Source organism: Anaerococcus hydrogenalis DSM 7454, from assembly GCF_000173355.1.
Lineage (GTDB): Bacteria > Bacillota > Clostridia > Tissierellales > Peptoniphilaceae > Anaerococcus > Anaerococcus hydrogenalis.
The window spans coordinates 16,393-37,601 of sequence record NZ_ABXA01000012.1; the positions used below are offsets into that span (position 1 = coordinate 16,393).

The window sequence follows — 21,209 nt, forward strand, 5'->3', positions numbered from 1 at the left end:
TTTTTATTGTATTTTATATGGTAAAATAATTATAAATAGGTAAAAAAAAATAAGGAGTATTTATGCTAAAAGTAGAAAGACTTAAAAAAAAGTTTTGGCGATCTTGATGCTTTAAAAAAAATAGATTTTGAAGTAAAAGATGGGGAACTTTTTGGAGTTATAGGCCAAAATGGTGCAGGAAAATCTACACTTTTTAGGTGTATAATGAACTTTTATTCAAAATATGAGGGCAGTATTACTTATAAGGGCAAAAAATTTTCAAAAGTTCCTTTGGAAAAAATTGGATTTTTGCCAGAAGAAAGGTCTCTTGATCCTAAAAGAAAAGTAGAAGATCAAATAAGATATTTTGCAAAATTAAATAAGATGAGAAAAATTTCAGATCAAAAATTAAAAGAATGGTTTGATTATTTTGAAATTGATGGAAAATTATCATCAAAAATAAAGGAGCTTTCCAAGGGAAACCAACAAAAAGTCCAACTTCTATGTGCTTTAATTTATAAGCCAGAATTTGTAATTTTGGATGAGCCTTTTTCAGGTCTTGATCCATACAATATCAGACTTTTGGAAAAAATAATCAAAGATGTAAATAAAGAAGGAACAACAATTATGTTTTCATCTCACAATATGGAAAATGTGGAAAGTCTTTGCCAAAAATTGATCATGCTTAAAAAAGGAAATATAGTTTTAAACGGTTCACCTCAAGAAATTAGAAATTCTTACGAAAGAAAAAAACTTGTGGTTGAATCAAGCGAAGATTTGTTTTTCCTAAATGATGAAAATATTGAAATGATTTCCCAAGATGGTGATAAGTGGACCTTTATTTTAAAAGATGAGGACTATGCTAAGGTAATTTTCAAAAAAATTGTCGATAATATTGGATTCGTACCATATTTTGACCAATCACCTCCAACATTAAATGAAATTTTTGCAAGAAAGGTGGAAGAAAATGAATAGGTTTATGACTGTATCTACCGATACTCTAAAAAAACATCTTAAAACTCCTACTTTTTGGATTATGGTTTTGATGCCTTTCATTATGGCAGTAGTTATTGGGATAATTTCCTATATTTCCTACTCAACCAAAACTCCAGACACAATCGCAGTTGTAACGGAAGAAAAATATAAGAAAAATTTCCAAAATAATCCTATGGTAGATTTTGAATTTAAGGAAAAAAATGAGGCCAAAAAAGCCCTTGATGATAAGGATATTTCAGCCTATCTTGAAGTTAAAAACAAAGATGGACTTTTAAATTTTGATTATTATGGAGATACAACTGCAAGGACTCCTATGCTTGTCATAAATTCTTTGGCAGAGAATATGCAAAGAAAAGAAAATTTGAAAAATTCAAATATAGATGCCAAGCAAAATGCCATAATTAGCCAAAAACCTAAGGTAAATCTTCACGAAATAAAAGACAATTTAAAAAATCCAGGAAATATGTTCGCCCTTTTTGCTACAATTTTCATAATGTATTTTGTCTTGATTTTTTACTCACAAATAATAATGCAAGATATAGCAATAGAAAAGGGCTCAAAAATGCTAGAATTTATATTCTCATCAGTTAAGGCGGGAACCTATATGGCAGGAAAAATTTTTGGAACAATCCTTGCCATGCTAGTTCATTTTGGAATATATGTAATTTTGGGACTTGTGGGATTTGCAGTAATTAAATTTACAGGTTTTTATGATAAGATAAGATCAATGCTAGATATAAATATTTCAGATTTATTCAAGGGAATAAACACCAACTTGGTTATTGAAATAGTTTTATTTATGGTTTTGGGATTGATTTTATATATAATCCTTTCAGCCATGCTTGGATCTTTGGTACAAAAACAAGAAGACGCTGGAAAAATGGCAACACCAATAATGCTAATAATAATGTTTTGCTATTTCATTTCCACATCATTTGTAGGAAGCGAGCCAAATTTATTTATAAAAATCCTATCCTACATCCCATTCTTATCAACATTCTTCATGCCAATGAGATTAATTTACGAAAATGCAAGTCTTTTCCAAGGAATGATTTCACTAATTATTTTGTTAATCGGAATTGTTTTAATGTATATAATTGCAGCGAGAGTTTACAAGAAAAATATCCTAAATTATTCAACAAATAAACTATTTGGAAGAGGAAAAAAAATTGAAAATTAAAAAGAAAAAGAAATAAAAAACGGATGTTGCAAATTATGAATTACTACCGTCTTACAATCATAAATTTTTTACGATTATTTTGAAAGGGTTAATAATTTTGCAACATCCTTTTTTATTTAAAAATTTTATTGAATTTTTGCTTTTATAACCATCAAATCACTATCTTCGATTGCCTTTAGGGCATGCATTTCATTAGGATCCATAGTTATTATATTACCAGGAACTATAATCTCATTTCCATTTTCTCCAGTAAAATCAACCTTGCCCTTATAAATTACAACTACTACACTTTTATCTGACTTATGACTTGGGACTTCTTCACCTTGTTTGATTTGAAGGTGGGTAATTTGTAGTTTATCCTCATCAAGCAAGTGTTCAAATTTACCATCTAAAATATTTGCGCTTAATTTTTTCATAAAGCCTCCTTATATATAATTAGTATTAATTCTTATCCTATAAAAATTTAAATTATTTCTTGGATAATTTTTTTAATTTCTGGCAGTGTTTCATCTTTAAAAAACTTGTTCTTAGCCATCCACCTATTATTCAAAGGACTTGGATGGACTAGGGGAAAGTATTCTGGCAGGTAATCTTTAAAATTTCTTACTGTTTCTGTTAGGTTTTTCTTAAAATCATCTTTAAGGTAAAACTTTTGTGCATAGGCACCTATCAATATAGTTAAATTTATATTTTTAAGCCCTTCAAGTAGGAGAGGGTGGTATTCTTTTGCTATAAATTTTCTTGGGGCCTTGTCACCACTTTTTGCCTTACCAGGATAATAAAAGTCCATGGGAATTATTGAAAAATTTTCGCCGTGGAGGGTATCCATACTTATACCGAGCCAATCAACTAAGTTTTCCCCGCTCTTATCATTAAATAAAATTCCACTTTCCTCAACTTTTTTTCCGGGAGCCTGACCAATTGTTAAAATTTTAGCATTTTTATTAAACTGAAAAATTGGACCAATTCCTCTTTTTGTGTAAGTTTTATTTCTAGGATCAGCCTTTAATTTTTCAATTATCTTTTCTATTTGCATAAACACCCCTAGTTACTTTTAAATAAAATTATATACTTTTATTATTATTTTATTTTTTATAAATTCTATAATTAATTCCACCAACAAGGTCTACTCCGTAAGGGGAATTTTCAAAATATCCTTTCAAAAATTCATACCTATATTCATGATAAGGTGAAATTTCTTCTTTTAATTCAAAACCATTTTTATTAATTTCAAAAGCTTCGTGGTGGTCGTGGCTATGGCCTCCTTCACAAGTGTTTGAAAGAGAATCTTCTGGATTTATAAAATCTTTAAAGTATCTCTCGTGGGTATTTACATTTGTAATTAAAAATAAGTCGCCGTTTTCATCAATTGTTGCAGAAAGACCATTATCACATGGCATGCCATCAAGAAGCATGGTATTTAAATCTTGAAAAATTTCATTATAATCAGAGAAATTTTTTCCCTCTCCTTGTTTTTTTCCAAATTCAAATAATTTTTCCTCTGTTTTTTTGCTATTTTTTATTGCAAAGGCAAGTCTATTTTCAACAACAGCAATTTTTGAATCAAGCCAACCGTGAATATTTTCTTGGTCAATTAGATTTTCTAAATTATCAGTTGAAACAGGGGCAATTTTTTCGTCAATTTCTTTTGTATTTCCATCCAAAAGAAAATTTGTAATCTTATCTTGAAACTTTATCTTATCATACATCATATAATGTATTGGTCCTAAAAATTCACTCATTTAAAACTCCTTTTTCTATTTTAAATTTATTATATTAAAAAAATAATTTTATTTCTGTAACCCATGTTACATTCTAATATTTTACAAGAAATATTTTAAAATTAAAGACTTAAATTTTTGTATATTTATAATGAAATTCTTGGGGAAAATGATATATTTACACAATTTTAAATATACTATATAATAAAAAAGTAATAATAAATTTATTGGGAGGGGTTATGAACAAATTAACTACAAAAAAAATTACATATACAGGACTTTTTATCGCCCTAGTTTTTATTTTCTCAGCATTTTTCCAAATTCCATTAAAAACTCCAATGGGAGATACAAGATTTCATTTGGGAAATGTATTTTGTCTTTTAGGTGGAATAATTTTAGGACCAGGACTTGGTGGCCTTGCTGCAGGATTGGGATCTGCAATTTTTGATTTAACAAATCCACTTTATTTCGCATCAGCTCCATTTACATTTATAAATAAATTTATGATGGGCTTTGTAGCAGGTTTAGTTTTTCATAAGGTAAAAATGAAAAATGAGAAATTAAGAGCTGCCCTTGCAGGCTTATGTGGACAAGTAACCTATATTGTTCTTTACCTACTTTATACTTTCATAAAAAATAAAGTAGCCATGGGCTTATCATTTGAAGCAAATATGGTAGAAGTTGTACAAAAACTTGGAGTTTCCTCAATAAACGGAATAATTTCAGTAATAGTTGCTGCTATATTTTCAATTGCAGTTTCAAAAAGAGTAAAAATGGACTAGAAATAGTCCTTTTTTAAATGCTGATTTTTTGTTTTTTATCTTAAATTTAATTTTTTTATAAAATCAATACTTCGTAATGTTAGGGCGGAGGAAATGGGGGAGTTTCGATTCTCCCCCTTTTTCCTCCCCCTAACATTACGAAGTATTAAAAAATAATTGTAATTTAGTATATTATAAAAATTTAATTTTAAAAATCAACAACTATCTTTTATTTGGGTATAATGTTTAAAGAATGTTTAAGTTAAAAGGAAAAATGAAAGGATTTTTTTATGGTTTATAAAAGATTTGGTGATAAGTTAGTTATTAGATTAAAAAAAGGCGACAAACTTGTGGAATCTGTTAGGGAAATTCTTGAAAAGGAAAATGTTAAGGCAGGTTTTTTGACAGGAATTGGTGCTACAGATAATCTTGAGGTTGGTCTTTTTGATCCAAAAACTAAGGATTATAATATAAAAAAAATATGAAGAAGATTTAGAGATTGCAAATCTTTGTGGAAATATTTCAAATAAAGATGGAAAACTTTATACCCACTTTCATATAACTTGTGGAAGGGTAGAGGATAATGCCCAAAAAGGACAAATTCCAGGATCTGCTATTGGTGGTCATTTAAACGAGGCTATTATTTCTTTGACAGCAGAAATTTTTGTAACAATTATTGATGGGGATATCAATAGGGTTTATGACGAAGATTTGGGATTAAATTTAATTGAGTTTTAATATGGATTATTTTGTTTTTGACATGGACGGGACTCTTTTTGATACCGAGAAAATTTATTACAGTACTTGGATTGAAATTAGTAAAAAAGAAGGCTTTCATTTTGATATAAATGATAAATTAAACTTATCAGGAAAACAAGAAAAGGAAGCTATAGACTACATGATAGAAAATTTTTCTATGGATTATGATAAGGCAATTAGGGTCAGAAAAGATTTAAATGCTTTAAGAGATAAGCGCTTTGGCGAAATTGATTATTGTATAAAAAAACCTGGACTTATAAATTTATTGACATACTTAAAGGAAAATGAGAAAAAAATAGCCCTAGCCTCTTCATCTTCAAGAAAAAGAATTGATTTTTTCCTTGATAAGGAAGGTGTGAGACATTATTTTGAAAAAATAGTTTCATCAGATGATATCACAAAGGGAAAGCCTGATCCAGAAATTTTTAATTTGGCTATGGAAAAATTGGGGGCTGATAAGGATAAAACTTATGTTATTGAAGATTCTTTGGCAGGAGTAAAGGCAGCAAGAGCAAGTGGAGCCAAGGTTGTTTTGATAATTGACCTTGATGATTCAGACCTTATAAAAAGTCAGGCAGATTTGGTATTCTCATCTCTTGATGAATTTTTGGAGTATATAAAAAAAAATACAAAAATAGATACTAGAAATAAGGATTTTAAATTATCCTGCCCATCTTGTGGGGAAAATTTTACAAAATCCTTGCCAACAGCAGTTTTTTCTATAAATGATAAAGAGTTTTTAGAAAATATTGGCCTTGTAGAATGTCCTTCATGTAAAAAATTATTTAAATTAAACTACAGATATGTTTACACAGATAATGACAAAAAATTAATGTTTGTAAATGACCCCAAATTTGCTCAAAAAAGAAACCAACTTGCCTTTAAGTCTTCTTTGAAACTTTTGGATAAGTTTAACAAGAATAAGGCAGGAGATTTCTTGATAAGAATGTGCCAAGATGATAAGGACTTGAAAGAAAAAATTTCTATTTTTAATGATGGCAAGATTGATAATATAGTTGAATTAATGAAACTTGTCCTAATCCAAAGTCCAGATTTTAAATTTGATAGGGAAAGTATTTTAAAAATTTATTATAAGGACAATGAATTTATTATAAACACTAAAGAAGGAAAATTTAAGATGCCCTTTATTGACGACTTGTATGAAAGTTTGTATGAAAAGTATATCCCTTTTATAGATATAAAAAATACAGAAATGATAGATCAAAATTGGGCTAGGAAAATAGTTAAAGAAATATGAAAATATACTTAGAAAATGAAAATTTAAGAAAAATTGTATATGATATTTTAAATATTTTTTATGACAAAAAAGACTTTTCTTTTGTAGGAGAAAATGAGGATATTTCAATCAAAAATGGACTTGTTAACACAAAAGATAAGTCTTACTTTTTTGATTCTAATTTGAAATTAAAAGAGATTCTATTTGAAATTTTTAAAGATGAATTGAAAAAATCTCCTCCTTGGGGGATTTTGACAGGATCAAAACCGTCAAAACTTCTAAAGAATCACAATCTAGAAGATTTGAAAAATATTTATAAAGTAAGTGATGAAAAAATTAATCTTTTAAAAAAAGTAAAAGAAAGTCAAGATAGGCTAAAATTTGCCCCAAATTCTTTTAACCTTTATATAAATATTCCCTTTTGCCCTCAAAGGTGTAAATATTGTTCCTATCCTACTATTGTGTCAAACATAGTAGATAAAAATCAATATGTAGATTTTTTATTAAAAGAAATAAAAGGGATAAGCTTAGATAAAAAATTAGATACAATTTATCTAGGAGGGGGGACTCCTTCAAATTTATCTCTTAAAGATTTGGATAGGATTTTGTCCTTATTAAATGAAAAATTTACTTTTGATGAATTTACCTTGGAAGCTGGCAGGGAAGACACCTTAGATTTTGAAAAATTAGACTTGTTTAAGGAAAAAAATGTAGGAAGAATTTCTCTAAATCCCCAAACTTTTTCAAAAAATGTTTTGGAAAATGTAAATAGGCCCATTGATTTTGAAAACTTTATAAAAATTTACAAATATGCCAAAGATTTGGGCTTTATTATAAATATGGATTTTATAATTGGACTCTTTGGTGAAAATAGAGAAAGTTTTAAGAAAAATTTTGAAATTTTAAAGGACCTAAATCCAGACAACCTTACCTTTCATGCCCTAGCTCAAAAAGTTGGGTCAAAATATTTTGAAGAAAATATAAATGGTGATATCAATGAAGCTATAAAAATATCAAAGGATATAGAAAAATTTACCAAAGAAAATTCCTACAAACCCTATTATCTTTACAGGCAAAAAAATATAATAGGAAATTTGGAAAATGTAGGTTATGAAAAAGGGAATACTGCCCAAAGATATAATATTTTGATAAATGAAGAGCTAGAAAATATTATAGGCCTTGGCATGAATGCAAATTCTAAATTGATGAATGGGAAAAAATATAGGAATGAAAGAAATTTAAGAGATTATTATAAGAATATAGAAAAAGAAATTTCTGATAAGAATAAATTAATAGAAAATTTTAATCCTTGATACAAGGCTTATTTTTTATATTATATAAATTTATATGATAAAATAAGCCTATAGATAATTTAGGAGGGGATATGAATAATAATATAAAACTTGTAGCTATAGATCTTGATGGAACTCTTTTAAATTCTGATAAAAAAGTTTCAAGAAAAAACATTGAAACTATAAGAAAATTAAGGGATAAGGGAGTATATATTACAATTTCCACAGGAAGGCCTGTAGGTGGATTTTCTTGGATTCTTGATGACTTATCCTTATTTGCAGATGATGATTATTCCATTACTAATACCGGATCTCTTATTATAAAAAACAAGGATAAATCAGATATTTCCAAGGAAGTTTTGTCAATGGATGATTATTTTAAATTAAAAAATATGATCAATGATAAGATGCAAATTGGAATTTACAATAAATATAATTTATACTCTAACAGCGAAAAAATAAATGAGCACTTTGCCTTTGAATCAAAAATTTTAAAAATGCCAATCGAAAAATTTGATGAATCTAATAAAAATCAAAGTGTTGATAGGATTTCTATTACAGGTGATGGGAAAGTTTTGGATATTTTTGAGAAAAATTATAACAAAAAGTTATTAGAGACCTACCAAACAGTTAGAAATGTCCCAGAAGTTTTTGAAGTTTTAAATAAAAAAGCTGATAAGGGCCAAGCCCTTCAAAGACTTTGCCATTATTTAAATATTGATATAAAAAATACCCTAACAATTGGAGATTCAAATAACGATAAGACCATGTTAAGTATATCTGGTCTTTCAGCAACTTGCCAAAATGGAAGAGAAAGTGTGAAGGAAATGGTCGATATAGTTTCAGCTTATTCAAACGATCAAGATGGAGTTTCTAATATTTTGGAAAAAATATTTTTTGATAAGTAAATTGAAAAAAGGCACAAAACCAGTATTATAAGATTAGTTATTTATGTAAGATTTTTTTAAATCTTACATATTTTTATGTTAAATTTTTTTAAAAAGATAGGAAGTATTATGAGTAAATTTTGCTCTCTAGCTTCAGGATCTTCGGGAAATTCTGTTTTTGTTGAGCACAAGGGATCAAAAATTTTGATTGATTGTGGATTTTCTGGAAGAAAAATTGAAAATCTTTTATCCCAAATTGATGAAAAGCCAAGTGATTTGGATGCTATTTTTCTAACTCACGAACACATGGACCATGTAAAAGGGGCAGGTGTTATAAGTAGAAGGTATGATATTCCAATTTATGCAAATAAGGGAACCTGGCTTTCTTTTATAAAAAATGCAGGCAAATTGAAAGAAGAAAATATTAAAATTTTTAGGTCAAATTCCTTTTTGAATTTCAATTCTTTTGATATTTTTCCAATTTCAATCCACCATGATGCAAATGAACCTGTTGGTTTTATTTTGTATTTGGATAATAAAAAAATTACGGTTTTAACCGATACGGGAATAATTGATGATAGGATTTTAAATGAAATAAAGGGATCTGATGTTTATTATTTCGAGGCTAACCATGACCTAGATGCCTTAAAAAGGGGGCCTTATACCTATCCTATGAAAGTTAGGATTATGGGAAAAATGGGACACTTATCAAATGATCAATCAGCAAAAATTTTGGCAGATGCTCTCCAAGGGAAAAATGAAAAAATTTTTCTTGCCCACTTATCAGAAACAAATAATTCAGAAGAACTTTGTAAAATAACTGTAGATAATTACCTAAAATCCTGTGGACTAGACACAAGTAGAGATATAAAACTAGAAGTTGCAAAAAGACATGCACCTTCAAGCATAGTGGAGTTATGATGGAATTAGTAGAAATTGAAAGATCGATTATAAAAAAATATAGGAAAGAAATTTGGTCAAAATTTGTAAAGGCTGTAAAGAAATATGAATTAATAAATGAAGGCGATAAGGTGGCCTGTGCTATTTCTGGTGGAAAAGATTCACTTTTAACTGCAAAACTTGTAGAAGAATTGCACAAACATTCAAAGGTAAATTTTGAAGTAGAATATATTTGTATGGATCCAGGTTATGATAAGGAAAACAGGGATTTGTTGGAGAAAAATTTAAAATATTTAAATATTCCAGCCAAAATTTTTGATTCAGATGTTTTTGAAATTAGCGAGAAAATTTCTGGAGACTATCCTTGCTATATGTGTGCAAGGATGAGAAGGGGATTTTTGTATGCTAAGGCAAAAGAGCTTGGTTGCAATAAAGTTGCTCTTGGCCATCACATGAATGATGCAATAGAGACAACCTTAATGAATGTTTTATATGCTGGAAACTATAAAACAATGAAGCCAAAACTTATGGCCCAAAACTTTGATGGAATGGAACTTATTAGGCCCATGTATTTTATAGAAGAAAAAGATGTAATAGCTTGGCGTGATTATGTGGGATTAGACGCTTTAAATTGTGCTTGTACTGTTACAAAAAAAAGTGAGTCTTATACAAGAAAAAAATAAAAAATCTTATAGAAGATTTAAAAGAAGACATACCAAATGTAGAAAAATCAATCCTAAGGTCAGCAGAAAATGTAAATTGTGATATGGTTTTGGGATATCAAATAAAGGGAGAAAAACATTCATTCTTGGAGGAATTTGAAAAATGATATTAGATTTGTTAAAGGTATTTATCCTTTCAATTGTAGAAGGGGTTACCGAATTTTTACCAGTTTCATCAACTGGACACCTAATTTTGGTAAATGAATTTGTAAAACTTGAACCGGAAAAATTTGCCAATGCTTTTAATGTAATTATTCAATTGGGGGCAATTTTATCAGTAGTAGTTTTATACTTTAGGAAATTAAACCCTTGGGATTTGGAAAAAACTAAAAAATATTTTCCAAAAAATTATGAAAAGCTAAATGGTCAATCAAAAATTTATTACAGGTTAAGCCACCCTCACAAAGAAACAATGGATCTTTGGAAAAGAGTAATAATTGGGGTTATTCCTGCAGGAGTATTGGGATTATTGTTAGATGATATAATCGATGCTTATTTATTTAATCCAATGGTAGTTGCCCTTATGCTTTTTGTTTGGGGTATTGGAATAATTTTACTTGAGAAGAAAAATAAAAATGAAAATAGACAAAGAGTTGATAATCTTTCCCTAATTTCTTATAAAACTGCATTTTTTATAGGATGTTTCCAAGTTCTTGCTATGATTCCAGGCACATCAAGATCTGCTGCAACAATAATTGGGGCTATGATTTTGGGACTTTCAAGATCTGCCAGTGCAGAATTTTCATTCTTTTTGGCAATTCCAACCATGCTTGGAGCAACTCTTTTAAAAGTTTTTAAAAATGTATCAGGTTTTAATGCTTATGAATGGATTTTAATTCTTATTGGAATGATTTTATCTTTTATAGTTGCCTATATAGTAATTAAGAAATTTATTTCTTATGTTCAAAAAAACGACTTTATAATTTTTGGAAAATATAGGATTATTCTTTCTATAATAGTATTTTTATATTTTTTAATAATTAAATAATAAATTTTAAAAGGCGGATTAATCCGTCTTTTTTTGAATTTATAAAACTTTAAAAAAAACAGCTTATAGTGTAAAATTAGTATATAAGAATTTGAAAAAAGAGGAATTTATATGAAAATATTGTTTTGGATTTCTGCCTTTGCACTTTTTTATGCAATGGTTGGATATCCTTTAACTTTAATTATTTTAGATAAAATTTTAAAGAAAGAAAATAAAAAAGATTATTCTTATAAGCCAAAGGTATCTATGGTTATATCTGCTTATAACGAAGAAAAAGTTATTGAGAAAAAACTAGAAAATATAATAAAATCAGATTATGAAAATTTGGAAATTATAATTGCAAATGATTGTTCAGATGATAGGACTGTTGAAATTTGTGAAAAATTTATAAAAAATCATCCGGACTTTGATATAAAAGTAAATACAGCCAAAGACCACTTTGGAAAAACCAATGCCCAAAACGAGGCAGTTGCTGTTGCAAGTGGAGAAATTATTGTATTTTCTGATGCAAATTCCATGTTTAAAGAAGATGCAATCAAAGAATTGGTTTCATTTTTTACCTCAGATGACATTGAATATGTTTGTGGATCTCTTATTTATAAAAAAGATGGGCAAATATCTTCAGTTGTTGCTGAAAATACTTATTGGGATTTGGAACTTAAAATGCGTGAAATCGAATCAAAAATTTCTACCATAGCTGCAGGAAATGGTGCTATTTATGCTTGTAGGAAAAAAGATTATAGGCACTATAACTTGGTTTCATCCCATGATTATGAAATGCCCCTTCATGCTGGACTTAATAAGAAAAGAGCCTTGTATAATAAGGATGCCATAGCAGTAGAAAAGGCAGGGGCGACAACCAAGGATGAATTTAAAAGAAAGGTAAGGATGCAAAGAAGGATTCTTACTAATATTTTTACAAATATAAAAAGACTAAATATATTTAAGTATGGTTGGTTTGCATTTTTCCATTTCAACCACAAAACATTAAGATTTCTGCAAGCATTTTTCCATATTTTAATATTTGTAGCAAATATATTCTTGATAAAAAGTGGAATTTTTTATCAAATAACAATGATAGGACAAATTTTATTTTATATTTTGGCACTTTTGGGATACTTAAGTAAATCAAAGGCAAAAATTTTATATTTTCCCTTATATTACAGCCTTATGATGCTTGCCCAAATAAGGGGAGCTTATAATCAGATAAGTGGAAAATCAAAGGCAACTTGGGAAAAAGCGGAGTCAACAAGATAGTATGAAAATAGAAGTAATAGTTTCAACTATGGGGCAAAAATCCATAGATTTTTATAAAAAATTAAATATAAAGTCAGACTGTCTTATTATTAACCAAACCGATCACGAATCCTATGAAGAAGTTTATGATAAGGAAAATAAAATCAGGATGATTTCAACAAAGACTCGTGGCCTTGGCAGGAGTAGAAATCTTGGACTTTTAAATTCCAAGGCTGATGTAATTGTTTTGTGCGATGATGATGAAGTATTTGAAGATGATTATGTTGAAAAAATTGAAAGTGAATTTAAAAATCATCCCCATACAGATTTTTTTATAATGAAAACAAAAATTTACCAAGATAATAAGGAAATTATTAAGGTTAAAAATGATGGAGAATTGAAATTTTTTAATTCCTTAAAATACGGATCAGTTCACTTTGCCTTTAAAAGAGAAAGGGTCCAAAAATATAATATGTCATTTTCAACATATTTTGGAGCAGGAACTGAAAATGGTTCTGGGGAAGATTCTCTTTTTATAAGAGATGGCTTTAAAAATAAATTAAAATTTAGGACATCAACAAAGCTTATAGCAAAAGTTTACAATGACGACTCTACTTGGTTTACAGGCTATGATGAAAAAATGTTTTTTGATAAGGGCCAGCTTGCAAGGGCACTTTTTCCAAAACTTTATAGGTTATATATAGAATATTACTTAAAAAACCATGAAAAATTCATGGAAAATATAGATAAAAAGACAGCTAGAAAGAAGATGCTAGAAGGGGCAAAATATTTTGGAGGTTAGGATGAAAAAGAAAGAATCAATATTTATTGTTATACAAAAGGCTTTGATTTTTGGAATTATTGTGGGAATTGGATTTTATTTCTTATCTGATCGTTTAGGTTTAAAAACTTACAAGGCACAAGCAAAAATCCTTACAACATCAAACGAAAAGATAAAAGACCAAGACAAAACAACCTATACTTATGCAGAAACAGTAAAGTCTAATGCAATTAAAAAAAGAGTAATAGAAAATTTAAAACTTGATATAAGTGAAGATGAACTTGATAAAAAAATGCAAATTCAAGCTATTCCAAATACTCATATTTTAAATATAAATGTTGAAGATTCTGTAAAACTTAGGGCAGAGGACATAGCAGATGAATACGCAGAAATTACAGTTTCTGTAATTAACCAACTTTATCAGGCAAATTCTTTGATAATTGACCATGCTTATCCGAATGCAGCCTTAGTAAAAACAAGTCAAAAAGATGCAATGAAAGTAGGACTTGCAGGATTTCTAACATATTTTATTTTTGGCTCTCTTATGCTTTTTATTAGAAATTCAAAAGTTGAAGAAAATGAAAAGATAGTTGAGGAAAAAGTTGTTAGAAAGGTAGTTTTTGAAGATAATGACAAAGAAGACTACCAATATGATAATCTTCATGAAGACTTTGTAGAAGATCAAAATAATGAGGATACTTTTGTAAAAGAATACCATGTAGCTGAAAAAATAGAAGATGAAAATCCAGAAGTTGTAGAAGATGATATAGATTATGATGAATCTTTTAAATATGTAGAAAGCCTTGATGAGGACGAAGAAGAGCTTGGGGTCTATGAAAATAAGGAAAACAACAAAGATTATACAATAATAGCAGATATGCCTAAATATGACGACGGTGATTTAGATGTTTAGCAAAAAAACAGACCATATTGAAAAATCTTTTGAAATATTAAAAAAGAATTTTTTGAAAGTTACAGAAAAAAATTCACTGGTTCAATTTGTTTCGTCAAATGAAAAAATAAACAAGGCTTCTTTGATTTTAAATCTTGCAAGAAGCCTTTCAAAAGATAATTACAAGGTAATTATAGTAGAGGCAGACTTTAGAGACCCTGAATTAGGAGAGCTTTGTGATATTGATTTTGATAGGGGATTTTTTGATATTTTAGAAAAAGAAAAACCTTATGAAAATTTTATAGTAAAAGATCACTTTTATGAAAATCTTGACATAATTCTTGCACCAAAGCAAAGAGAGGATGTTCATAGCATAATGAACTATGAGAGGGTAGAGAGCATATTTTCTTCATTAAAGGAAAAATATGACTATGTATTTTTGGATACAGCAGACAATGAAAACTATGATGATGCAAACTTTTATCCGAGCCTTTCAGATTTTGTAATAGTCTTAGCCCACAAAAAAGATTTTAGAAAAAAAAGACTAAATTCATCAATAAGAAAGCTTGAAAATGTAAATTGCCAAATAGCTGGCATTATTACTACAGATAATTAAGGAGAAGAAATGAAAAAGAAAATTTTATTAATACTAGCCTTGTCTTTGACACTTTCAGCATGTAAAAAGGACCAATATGTATCCCAAAGACATCCAGATGAAAATAAAAGTAATCCTGTATCAACATCTGTAAGCTATCAAGAAGAAAAAAATAAGGAAAATAAAATTGTATCTTCTGATTCTAAAAAAGCCTCATTAGAAAAAGTAGATGATAAAAATAAATCTAATGAGAAAAAAGAAGACAAAAAAGAAACTAAAAAAGAAGTTAAAAAAGAAGAAAAAACAGAGGATAAAGATAAGGAAGTAAAAGAAGCTGTAGGAACTTTTACAGTCAAAGATATTTCAAACATAAGAAGGGAAACAAACGAGGAATCAGAAATTGTAGCTACTATACAACCAGGAGTTGAAGTAGAAAGATCAGAAATCGATGGAAAATGGTCAAAAGTTTCCTACGACCAATACCAAGGATATATTTTGACAGAATTATTAACTGATATCCAATAAATTTTAAGTCTGGAAAATCCAGGCTTTTTTTATTACGATTTTTTAAAATAATTTAATAAAAATTAATCTTTTTAAAAACAATTTAAAAATAATATAAAAAAACAATTATATATAATTTAAAATTTATGATGAAAACACTTTTATTTTTTTTAATTTAGTGTTATATTAGATTTGTAATTAAATCATGTTTATGGAAAAAAGAATTTTATGGCCTATGCCGTAAAATTTTTTAAGTTGCAGAGGAAAATGATACCTGTTATCAAATTCCAAAAATTATTTTTAGGAGGATATATGGCTTACACAGATTATCTTATCAAAAAAGATGAGGCCAAGGATTTATTTGAAATCCTAAAATCCAAATACACAATTTTTGCCCCAAAAAGAATTGTAAATGGTGGAAGATATTGTGAAATGGATGCAATAATGTACGAAAATGTACAAAGTTTTGACGAAATCGAGTATAAGGAAAAGTCTACATATTCAGCTAAGGAAGCTTTACTTCCAATGACTGAAAACTTATTTTATTTTACAGAAGACGACTATACAGAAACAAAAGAACCTTACAAAAAAGAAGTTTTAGTTTTTGCAAGAGCTTGTGATATAAATGCAATCAAACATTTAGATGATATTTTCATCAAAAATGGACCATTTGAAGATATGTTTTATCAAAGACGTAAAAATAAAGTTCATTATGCACTTTTAGAATGTCAATCAGATATTGATGAACATTGTTTTTGCGTATCATGTGATGCAAACAAAACAGATAATTATACATACGCATTTAGATTCAATGAAGATGGATCTATGAACATAAAAGCAGAAGATGATTTAGACTTATCAGTATTTTCAAATGAAAAATTTGATTTAAAATTCCCAGAAGAAAATGAATTAAAAGTAACATTCCCAGAAATAAAAGATGATAGAGAAGCAAACATAATTGCAAATTCTGATATTTGGAATGAATACAATTCAAGATGTATAGGATGTGGATCTTGTACAACTTCTTGTTCAACATGTACATGCTTTACAACAAGAGACGTTACTTATACATTAAACAGACGTGTTGGTGAAAGAAGAAGAACTAACGCATCATGTATGACAAAAGATTTCGATCTTGTAGCTGGTGGTGGACATTTTAGAAACCAATTGAAAGAAAGATACAGATATAAAATCATGCATAAAATTTACGCTCACAACAAGAGATTTGGCGATGGCCCAATGTGCGTAGGTTGTGGAAGATGTTCAGCTCACTGCCCACAATTGATTTCTTATCCAGAAACAATTAACAAGGTAAATAAAGAATTAGAAAAAGTAAGAAGTGAGGTAAAATAATGCAAAAAAATGAAATAAAAAGATCAACAGATGATTATTTAAATTATGTTTTACCAAAATCTTATGAAATTTTGGATATCAAAAAACACACAAATAATGAATGGACTTTCAAAGTTGAATTTGATAAAAAAGTTGAACCAGGACAATTTTTACAAGTATCTCTAGTAAAAATAGGTGAAGCTCCAATTTCTGTTTCAGGAATGGGAGAAGGCTATGTAGAAATGACCATCAGAAATGTTGGTGAAGTTACATCAGAACTTTTCAAATCAGTACCTGGAGATAGAATTTATCTAAGAGGACCATATGGAAATGGATGGCCAGTAGATGAATTAAAGGGCAAAAATGTAGTTGTTATAGCTGGTGGTACAGGAGTAAGTCCTGTTAAAGGCTTAATCGAATACATTAAAGAAAACCCAGATGAATTCGAATCACTAAACCTAATTTTAGGATTTAAAAATCATGAATCAGTACTTTTCAAAGAAAATCTAGAAGATTGGAAAAACCAAGAAAAAATAAGCACTGTTTATTCATTAGATAATGAAGAAGTTGATGGATTTAAAAAAGGAATGGTAACAGCATTTATTCCTGATCTTCCATTAAAATCTTTTGACGGAAACTATGCAGTAGTTATGGTAGGACCTCCAATCATGATGAAATTTACATCTCTTGCTTTAATTAAAGAAGGTGTAACAGAAGATAAAATTTGGACAAGTTTTGAAAGAAAGATGTCTTGTGCAGTAGGAAAATGTGGACACTGTAGAATAAATGAAACATATGTTTGTCTAGACGGACCAGTTTTCCCATATACAGTTGCAAAAGACTTATTAGATTAAGGAGAAAATATGACATTAGATATTAATGTAGGAAAAGTTAGAAATAATTGTTACCGTCAATCTAAAATTCCTGGAGAATTTTTACTTCAATTAAGATCTCCTGGTGCATTTTTAGATGCAAAATGGTTAGAAATGGTACAAATGCTTTGCCAAAAATATGGAGATGGAAATTTCCACTTTGGTACAAGACAAACTTTTAATATTACAGGAATAAAATACGAAGATATTCCAAAAGTAAATGAAATTATTAAACCATATATAGAAGAAATCGAAGGTGATAGAAACGTAGATATAGAGTATAATGATGATGGATACCCATACATTGGACCAAGAAATATCATGGCTTGTATTGGTGGAAGACATTGTATAAAAGCTGCACAAAATACACAAAGACTTGCAGATAAATTAGAAAAAATAATATATGAATCACCATACCAAATTAAAACTGCAGTTACAGGTTGCCCAAATGACTGTGTAAAAGCACACTTTACTGACTTTGGATTTGTTGGAGTTACAAGACCAGTTTACGATATTGATCGTTGTATAGGTTGTGGAGCTTGTGTCGATAGATGTAAAGCTGTAGCAACAAGAGTATTGTCATTAAACGACCAAGGGAAAGTAGATAAAGACCCATGTTGTTGTGTTGGATGTGGAGAATGTGTAACAAGATGTCCAAATAATGCATGGAGAAGACCTGACAGACAAATGTGGAATGTAATAATTGGTGGAAGAACTGGAAAGCAATTCCCAAGAATGGGACAAATGTTCGCAAGATGGATGGACGAAGATGCAGTAATCCAAATGATGGAAAACTGGAAAGACTTCTCAGCTTACGTTCTTGACAACAAACCAGTATATCTTCACGGTGGCCACTTGATTGATAGGGTAGGATTCCCAACATTCAAGAAGATGATGTTAAAAGATGTCGACTTAAATCCAGAGTGTCTAATAGCTGATAGAATTAATTGGACAGAAAAAGAATATAGATCTTCAATAAATGTAATGAATGTTGAAGATCATAAAACTGTAAAATAAGGAGAAGTAAATGAGATCACAATTTCAACCAAAAGATTTACTAGAAACATTAGTAAAACTAGAACAAAATGGTCAAAAATTTTATGAAGAAATGGCAAAAAAATTCTCAGATGACAAAAAAAATAGAGAATTCTTTGAATTTTTAGCTGAACAAGAAACTCATCACGAAGTTTTATACAAAAATTTGTCAGAAAAACTTGATAATAACCAATCAATTGACAAAGAATACGATGATGAATACAAAGCTTATATCCAATCAATGATCGATCAAATATTTAACTTTGATTCATCAAATGTTGGAGATGACCCAATAGATATCTATAGATTTTCAATAGGAATCGAAAAAGATACAATTTTATTTATCAAAGAAGTTAGAACAATAGTTCCAGACTTTGAACCAGAATTAATAGATAGAGTTGAGGCTGAAGAAAGAGGCCACATCAAATTAATTCACCAATGGTACAATGACTATATAAAATAAAAAGTAAAACCCCATTTCGAATAAAGAAAAGTTTAAAAGCTAGACTTTACTTTCACCCGAAATGGGTGTTTTTTATTTTGTAAAACAATAAAATTCTTATGAAAGTTTTGATTTTTATAGGAATTAAAATAAATTTAATTTTTAAATAGCTAGCTTTAGGCTAGGACTTGACAATCGTTAACTGTTAATGTACACTATATACAGTAGGAGGAATAAATGGATATTAAGATCAAATACTCGAGTAAGGATCCCATATATTTACAAATTAAAAACCAAATAAGAGATGCAATTTTAAATGATGAGATAGAAAAAGACAAGGCTCTTCCTTCTATTAGACTTTTAGCAAAAGAGCTTAGAGTTAGTGTAGCTACAACGAAAAGAGCCTATGATGAACTTGAAAAAGATGGTCTAATTAATTCTGTTCCTGGTAAGGGAAATTTTGTTAAAGATCAAAATCCAGAATTAATCAGAGAAAAATTTTCATTAAAAATTGAAGACCATCTAAGAGAAGTTATTAAATTGTCTAAACTTGCAGGAATTTCAAAAAAAGAAATTATTTCTCTTATGGATATATTGGAGCAAGATTATGAATGATATATTAAAAATAAAAAGCCTTAGCAAATCTTTGAATGATTTTTATCTTGGACCTTTGGATTTATCTATCAAAAGAGGGTCTATCCTTGGCTATATTGGAGAAAATGGAGCAGGAAAATCTACTACAATAAAGTTGATTTTGGGCGATATGGAAAAAGATTCTGGGCAAATTTATATTTTTGGTAAAAAAATTGAAGATTTGACAGAAGATGAAAAGAAGAAAATTGCCTTTGTATTTGAAGATTTTTTCTTTCCTCAAGAGATGAATGTTAAGGAAGTAGAAAAATTTCATTCTATGTATTATGGAAATTATTGGGAGAAGGAAAAATTTAATAAGCTTGTTAAAAGATTTAATCTTCCAGAAAAAAAGAAAATTTCTACTTTTTCTAGAGGTATGAAGATGAAATTGTCATTAATTTTGGCCCTAAGCCACAAGGCAGAGCTTTTGATTTTGGATGAGGCGACAAGTGGGCTTGATCCTGTAGCAAGGGATGATATTTTGGATATACTTTTGGAATTTATCCAAGATGAAAATAATAGCATTATGATTTCATCCCATATTTTGTCAGATTTGGAAAAAATTGCTGATGAAATTGCCTTTATACATAGGGGAAAATTAATTTTTGTAGAAAGTAAAGATATATTGGAGGAAGAGTACGGTATAGTTTCTCTTTCCAAAGAAGAATTTGAAAGCCTAGATAAAAGTGCCATAATTTCTGTAAGAGATTATAAATTTGGCAAGGAATGTTTGGTGAAAAAACAATTACTTCCTGAAAGTCTTGAGGTTGAAAATGCAAGTGTGGAAGAGATTATGGTTTATATGATAAAGGAGAAATACAATGAAAGCCTTGATATATAAAGATTTGATTTCAATAAAAAAAGCCTTAATTTTACAATTTGTAATTATAATTGGCTTGGGACTTTATTTTTACAAAGAAAATCAATTGGTTTTAATTCCATTGTTTTTTATCTTGGTTCCAGTAATACTTTTGGGTATGGTTTTTGGAATTGACAACCAATATTCTACAAATAAGTACCTGGTTTCAAGTGGAATTTCTAGGAAAAAAATTGTTATTTCAAGGTATTTGATAATTTTATTTATGGCTCTTTTTTCAATATGCCTATCCTTTGTAGTAGGATTTGACAAAAATCCCCTTACAAAAGAAATTCCCATGCTCTTAATTTTATCATCCTTATTTTTTGTAACTAGCATAGTTGGAGTTATTGAACTTCCTTTGATGTATAAGTTTGGGGCAGAAAAGGCAAGGCTAGTCTTTGTGATTTTATACTTTGTCGTATTTGCATTTTTCTCAACCGTCTCTTCAAACAAAGAATGGCTTTTGGAATATGTAAATAAGGGCTTAAGCATGGATAAGACTCTTTTAGCTCTATTGATATTTGTCATAACAATAATATTTCATCTACTTTCAATTTTTTCTTCAATTAAAATTTTTGAAAATAAAGATTTTTAAAGACAGGATTT

The 21,209-nt window shown here is 28.8% G+C and carries 24 protein-coding genes and 2 pseudogenes; 23 read left to right on the forward strand and 3 right to left on the reverse strand.

Translation table 11 applies throughout. The features are described 5' to 3' along the window. The first annotated feature begins 120 nt into the window (after positions 1-120). Together ANHYDRO_RS01950 and ANHYDRO_RS01955 are read left to right on the forward strand one after the other, a co-directional pair. A complete protein-coding gene (locus ANHYDRO_RS01950) occupies positions 121-954 on the forward strand; it encodes an ABC transporter ATP-binding protein (RefSeq protein ID WP_148315709.1) in 834 nt (277 codons plus the stop codon). Continuing rightward, entirely contained in the window at positions 947-2,155 is a 1,209-nt protein-coding gene (locus tag ANHYDRO_RS01955; RefSeq protein ID WP_244261615.1) for an ABC transporter permease, read from the forward strand. Before ANHYDRO_RS01950 ends, ANHYDRO_RS01955 begins: the two co-directional genes overlap by 8 nt. Before the next feature lie 125 nt (positions 2,156-2,280). On the opposite strand, the gene ANHYDRO_RS01960 is transcribed toward ANHYDRO_RS01955, so the two are convergent. From ANHYDRO_RS01960 to ANHYDRO_RS01970, 3 genes are read right to left on the reverse strand one after another with little or no spacing between them, the layout of a single operon-like run. Continuing rightward, positions 2,281-2,571, reverse strand: coding sequence for an AraC family ligand binding domain-containing protein (locus ANHYDRO_RS01960; protein WP_004812890.1), 291 nt, complete (start codon positions 2,569-2,571; stop codon positions 2,281-2,283). A 47-nt stretch (positions 2,572-2,618) separates the two neighbouring features. Further along, positions 2,619-3,191 carry a uracil-DNA glycosylase family protein gene (locus ANHYDRO_RS01965; RefSeq protein WP_004812891.1) on the reverse strand — a complete coding sequence of 191 codons (573 nt, stop codon included), beginning with the start codon at positions 3,189-3,191 and terminating at the stop codon, positions 2,619-2,621. A 49-nt stretch (positions 3,192-3,240) separates the two neighbouring features. Beyond that, positions 3,241-3,897, reverse strand: a complete 657-nt coding sequence (locus tag ANHYDRO_RS01970) for a hypothetical protein (RefSeq protein ID WP_004812892.1) — start codon at positions 3,895-3,897, stop codon at positions 3,241-3,243. A gap of 218 nt (positions 3,898-4,115) precedes the next feature. On the opposite strand from ANHYDRO_RS01970, the gene ANHYDRO_RS01975 reads away from it, so the two are divergent. The 21 genes and pseudogenes from ANHYDRO_RS01975 to ANHYDRO_RS02070 all read left to right on the forward strand — a co-directional run bounded on the left by ANHYDRO_RS01975 (position 4,116) and on the right by ANHYDRO_RS02070 (position 21,198). Continuing rightward, the gene (locus ANHYDRO_RS01975) at positions 4,116-4,658 is read left to right on the forward strand and encodes an ECF transporter S component (RefSeq protein WP_039913769.1); all 543 of its coding nucleotides are present in this window, start codon (positions 4,116-4,118) and stop codon (positions 4,656-4,658) included. A gap of 269 nt (positions 4,659-4,927) precedes the next feature. Beyond that, positions 4,928-5,122 carry a PCC domain-containing protein gene (locus tag ANHYDRO_RS11075; protein ID WP_004812894.1) on the forward strand — a complete coding sequence of 65 codons (195 nt, stop codon included), beginning with the start codon at positions 4,928-4,930 and terminating at the stop codon, positions 5,120-5,122. A gap of 34 nt (positions 5,123-5,156) precedes the next feature. Next, positions 5,157-5,258: pseudogene (locus ANHYDRO_RS11080) on the forward strand (DNA-binding protein); the annotation flags it as partial. 118 nt (positions 5,259-5,376) lie between these two features. Beyond that, positions 5,377-6,654, forward strand: coding sequence for an HAD-IA family hydrolase (locus tag ANHYDRO_RS01985; protein WP_004812895.1), 1,278 nt, complete (start codon positions 5,377-5,379; stop codon positions 6,652-6,654). Further along, on the forward strand, positions 6,651-7,946 hold the full coding sequence (hemZ, locus tag ANHYDRO_RS01990) for a coproporphyrinogen dehydrogenase HemZ (RefSeq protein WP_004812896.1): 1,296 nt from the start codon (positions 6,651-6,653) through the stop codon (positions 7,944-7,946). The genes ANHYDRO_RS01985 and hemZ overlap by 4 nt, the downstream gene beginning before the upstream one ends. A 71-nt stretch (positions 7,947-8,017) precedes the next feature. Further along, positions 8,018-8,833: a Cof-type HAD-IIB family hydrolase gene (locus ANHYDRO_RS01995; protein WP_004812897.1), complete on the forward strand. Its 816-nt coding sequence runs from the start codon at positions 8,018-8,020 to the stop codon at positions 8,831-8,833. Between the two features lie 108 nt (positions 8,834-8,941). After that, positions 8,942-9,733, forward strand: a complete 792-nt coding sequence (locus tag ANHYDRO_RS02000) for an MBL fold metallo-hydrolase (protein ID WP_039913772.1) — start codon at positions 8,942-8,944, stop codon at positions 9,731-9,733. Continuing rightward, positions 9,733-10,541: pseudogene (locus tag ANHYDRO_RS02005) on the forward strand (tRNA 2-thiocytidine biosynthesis TtcA family protein). The gene ANHYDRO_RS02000 and the pseudogene ANHYDRO_RS02005 overlap by 1 nt, the downstream one beginning before the upstream one ends. Beyond that, on the forward strand, positions 10,538-11,422 hold the full coding sequence (locus ANHYDRO_RS02010; protein WP_004812900.1) for an undecaprenyl-diphosphate phosphatase: 885 nt from the start codon (positions 10,538-10,540) through the stop codon (positions 11,420-11,422). The pseudogene ANHYDRO_RS02005 and the gene ANHYDRO_RS02010 overlap by 4 nt, the downstream one beginning before the upstream one ends. A gap of 111 nt (positions 11,423-11,533) precedes the next feature. After that, the gene (locus ANHYDRO_RS02015; RefSeq protein ID WP_004812901.1) at positions 11,534-12,679 is read left to right on the forward strand and encodes a glycosyltransferase; all 1,146 of its coding nucleotides are present in this window, start codon (positions 11,534-11,536) and stop codon (positions 12,677-12,679) included. 1 nt (position 12,680) lies between these two features. Then, positions 12,681-13,460, forward strand: coding sequence for a glycosyltransferase (locus ANHYDRO_RS02020; RefSeq protein ID WP_004812902.1), 780 nt, complete (start codon positions 12,681-12,683; stop codon positions 13,458-13,460). A 1-nt stretch (position 13,461) separates the two neighbouring features. Then, complete coding sequence (locus ANHYDRO_RS02025; protein ID WP_004812903.1) at positions 13,462-14,352, forward strand: YveK family protein; 891 nt, start codon at positions 13,462-13,464, stop codon at positions 14,350-14,352. After that, positions 14,345-14,947 (forward strand): AAA family ATPase, encoded by a 603-nt coding sequence (locus tag ANHYDRO_RS02030; RefSeq protein ID WP_004812904.1) that lies wholly within the window; start codon positions 14,345-14,347, stop codon positions 14,945-14,947. Before ANHYDRO_RS02025 ends, ANHYDRO_RS02030 begins: the two co-directional genes overlap by 8 nt. Positions 14,948-14,956: 9 nt before the next feature. Further along, complete coding sequence (locus tag ANHYDRO_RS02035; RefSeq protein ID WP_004812905.1) at positions 14,957-15,451, forward strand: SH3 domain-containing protein; 495 nt, start codon at positions 14,957-14,959, stop codon at positions 15,449-15,451. 291 nt (positions 15,452-15,742) lie between these two features. Continuing rightward, positions 15,743-16,783: an anaerobic sulfite reductase subunit AsrA gene (gene asrA, locus ANHYDRO_RS02040; RefSeq protein WP_052588912.1), complete on the forward strand. Its 1,041-nt coding sequence runs from the start codon at positions 15,743-15,745 to the stop codon at positions 16,781-16,783. Then, positions 16,783-17,616 carry an anaerobic sulfite reductase subunit AsrB gene (asrB, locus tag ANHYDRO_RS02045; RefSeq protein WP_004812907.1) on the forward strand — a complete coding sequence of 278 codons (834 nt, stop codon included), beginning with the start codon at positions 16,783-16,785 and terminating at the stop codon, positions 17,614-17,616. The genes asrA and asrB overlap by 1 nt, the downstream gene beginning before the upstream one ends. Before the next feature lie 9 nt (positions 17,617-17,625). Beyond that, positions 17,626-18,651 (forward strand): sulfite reductase subunit C, encoded by a 1,026-nt coding sequence (asrC, locus tag ANHYDRO_RS02050; protein ID WP_004812908.1) that lies wholly within the window; start codon positions 17,626-17,628, stop codon positions 18,649-18,651. 10 nt (positions 18,652-18,661) lie between these two features. Continuing rightward, positions 18,662-19,132 carry a ferritin-like domain-containing protein gene (locus ANHYDRO_RS02055; RefSeq protein ID WP_004812909.1) on the forward strand — a complete coding sequence of 157 codons (471 nt, stop codon included), beginning with the start codon at positions 18,662-18,664 and terminating at the stop codon, positions 19,130-19,132. Between the two features lie 216 nt (positions 19,133-19,348). Then, positions 19,349-19,726: a GntR family transcriptional regulator gene (locus ANHYDRO_RS02060; protein WP_004812910.1), complete on the forward strand. Its 378-nt coding sequence runs from the start codon at positions 19,349-19,351 to the stop codon at positions 19,724-19,726. Next, entirely contained in the window at positions 19,719-20,585 is an 867-nt protein-coding gene (locus tag ANHYDRO_RS02065; protein WP_004812911.1) for an ABC transporter ATP-binding protein, read from the forward strand. Before ANHYDRO_RS02060 ends, ANHYDRO_RS02065 begins: the two co-directional genes overlap by 8 nt. Continuing rightward, positions 20,566-21,198 carry an ABC-2 transporter permease gene (locus tag ANHYDRO_RS02070; protein ID WP_004812912.1) on the forward strand — a complete coding sequence of 211 codons (633 nt, stop codon included), beginning with the start codon at positions 20,566-20,568 and terminating at the stop codon, positions 21,196-21,198. Before ANHYDRO_RS02065 ends, ANHYDRO_RS02070 begins: the two co-directional genes overlap by 20 nt. The last annotated feature ends 11 nt before the right edge of the window (positions 21,199-21,209 follow it).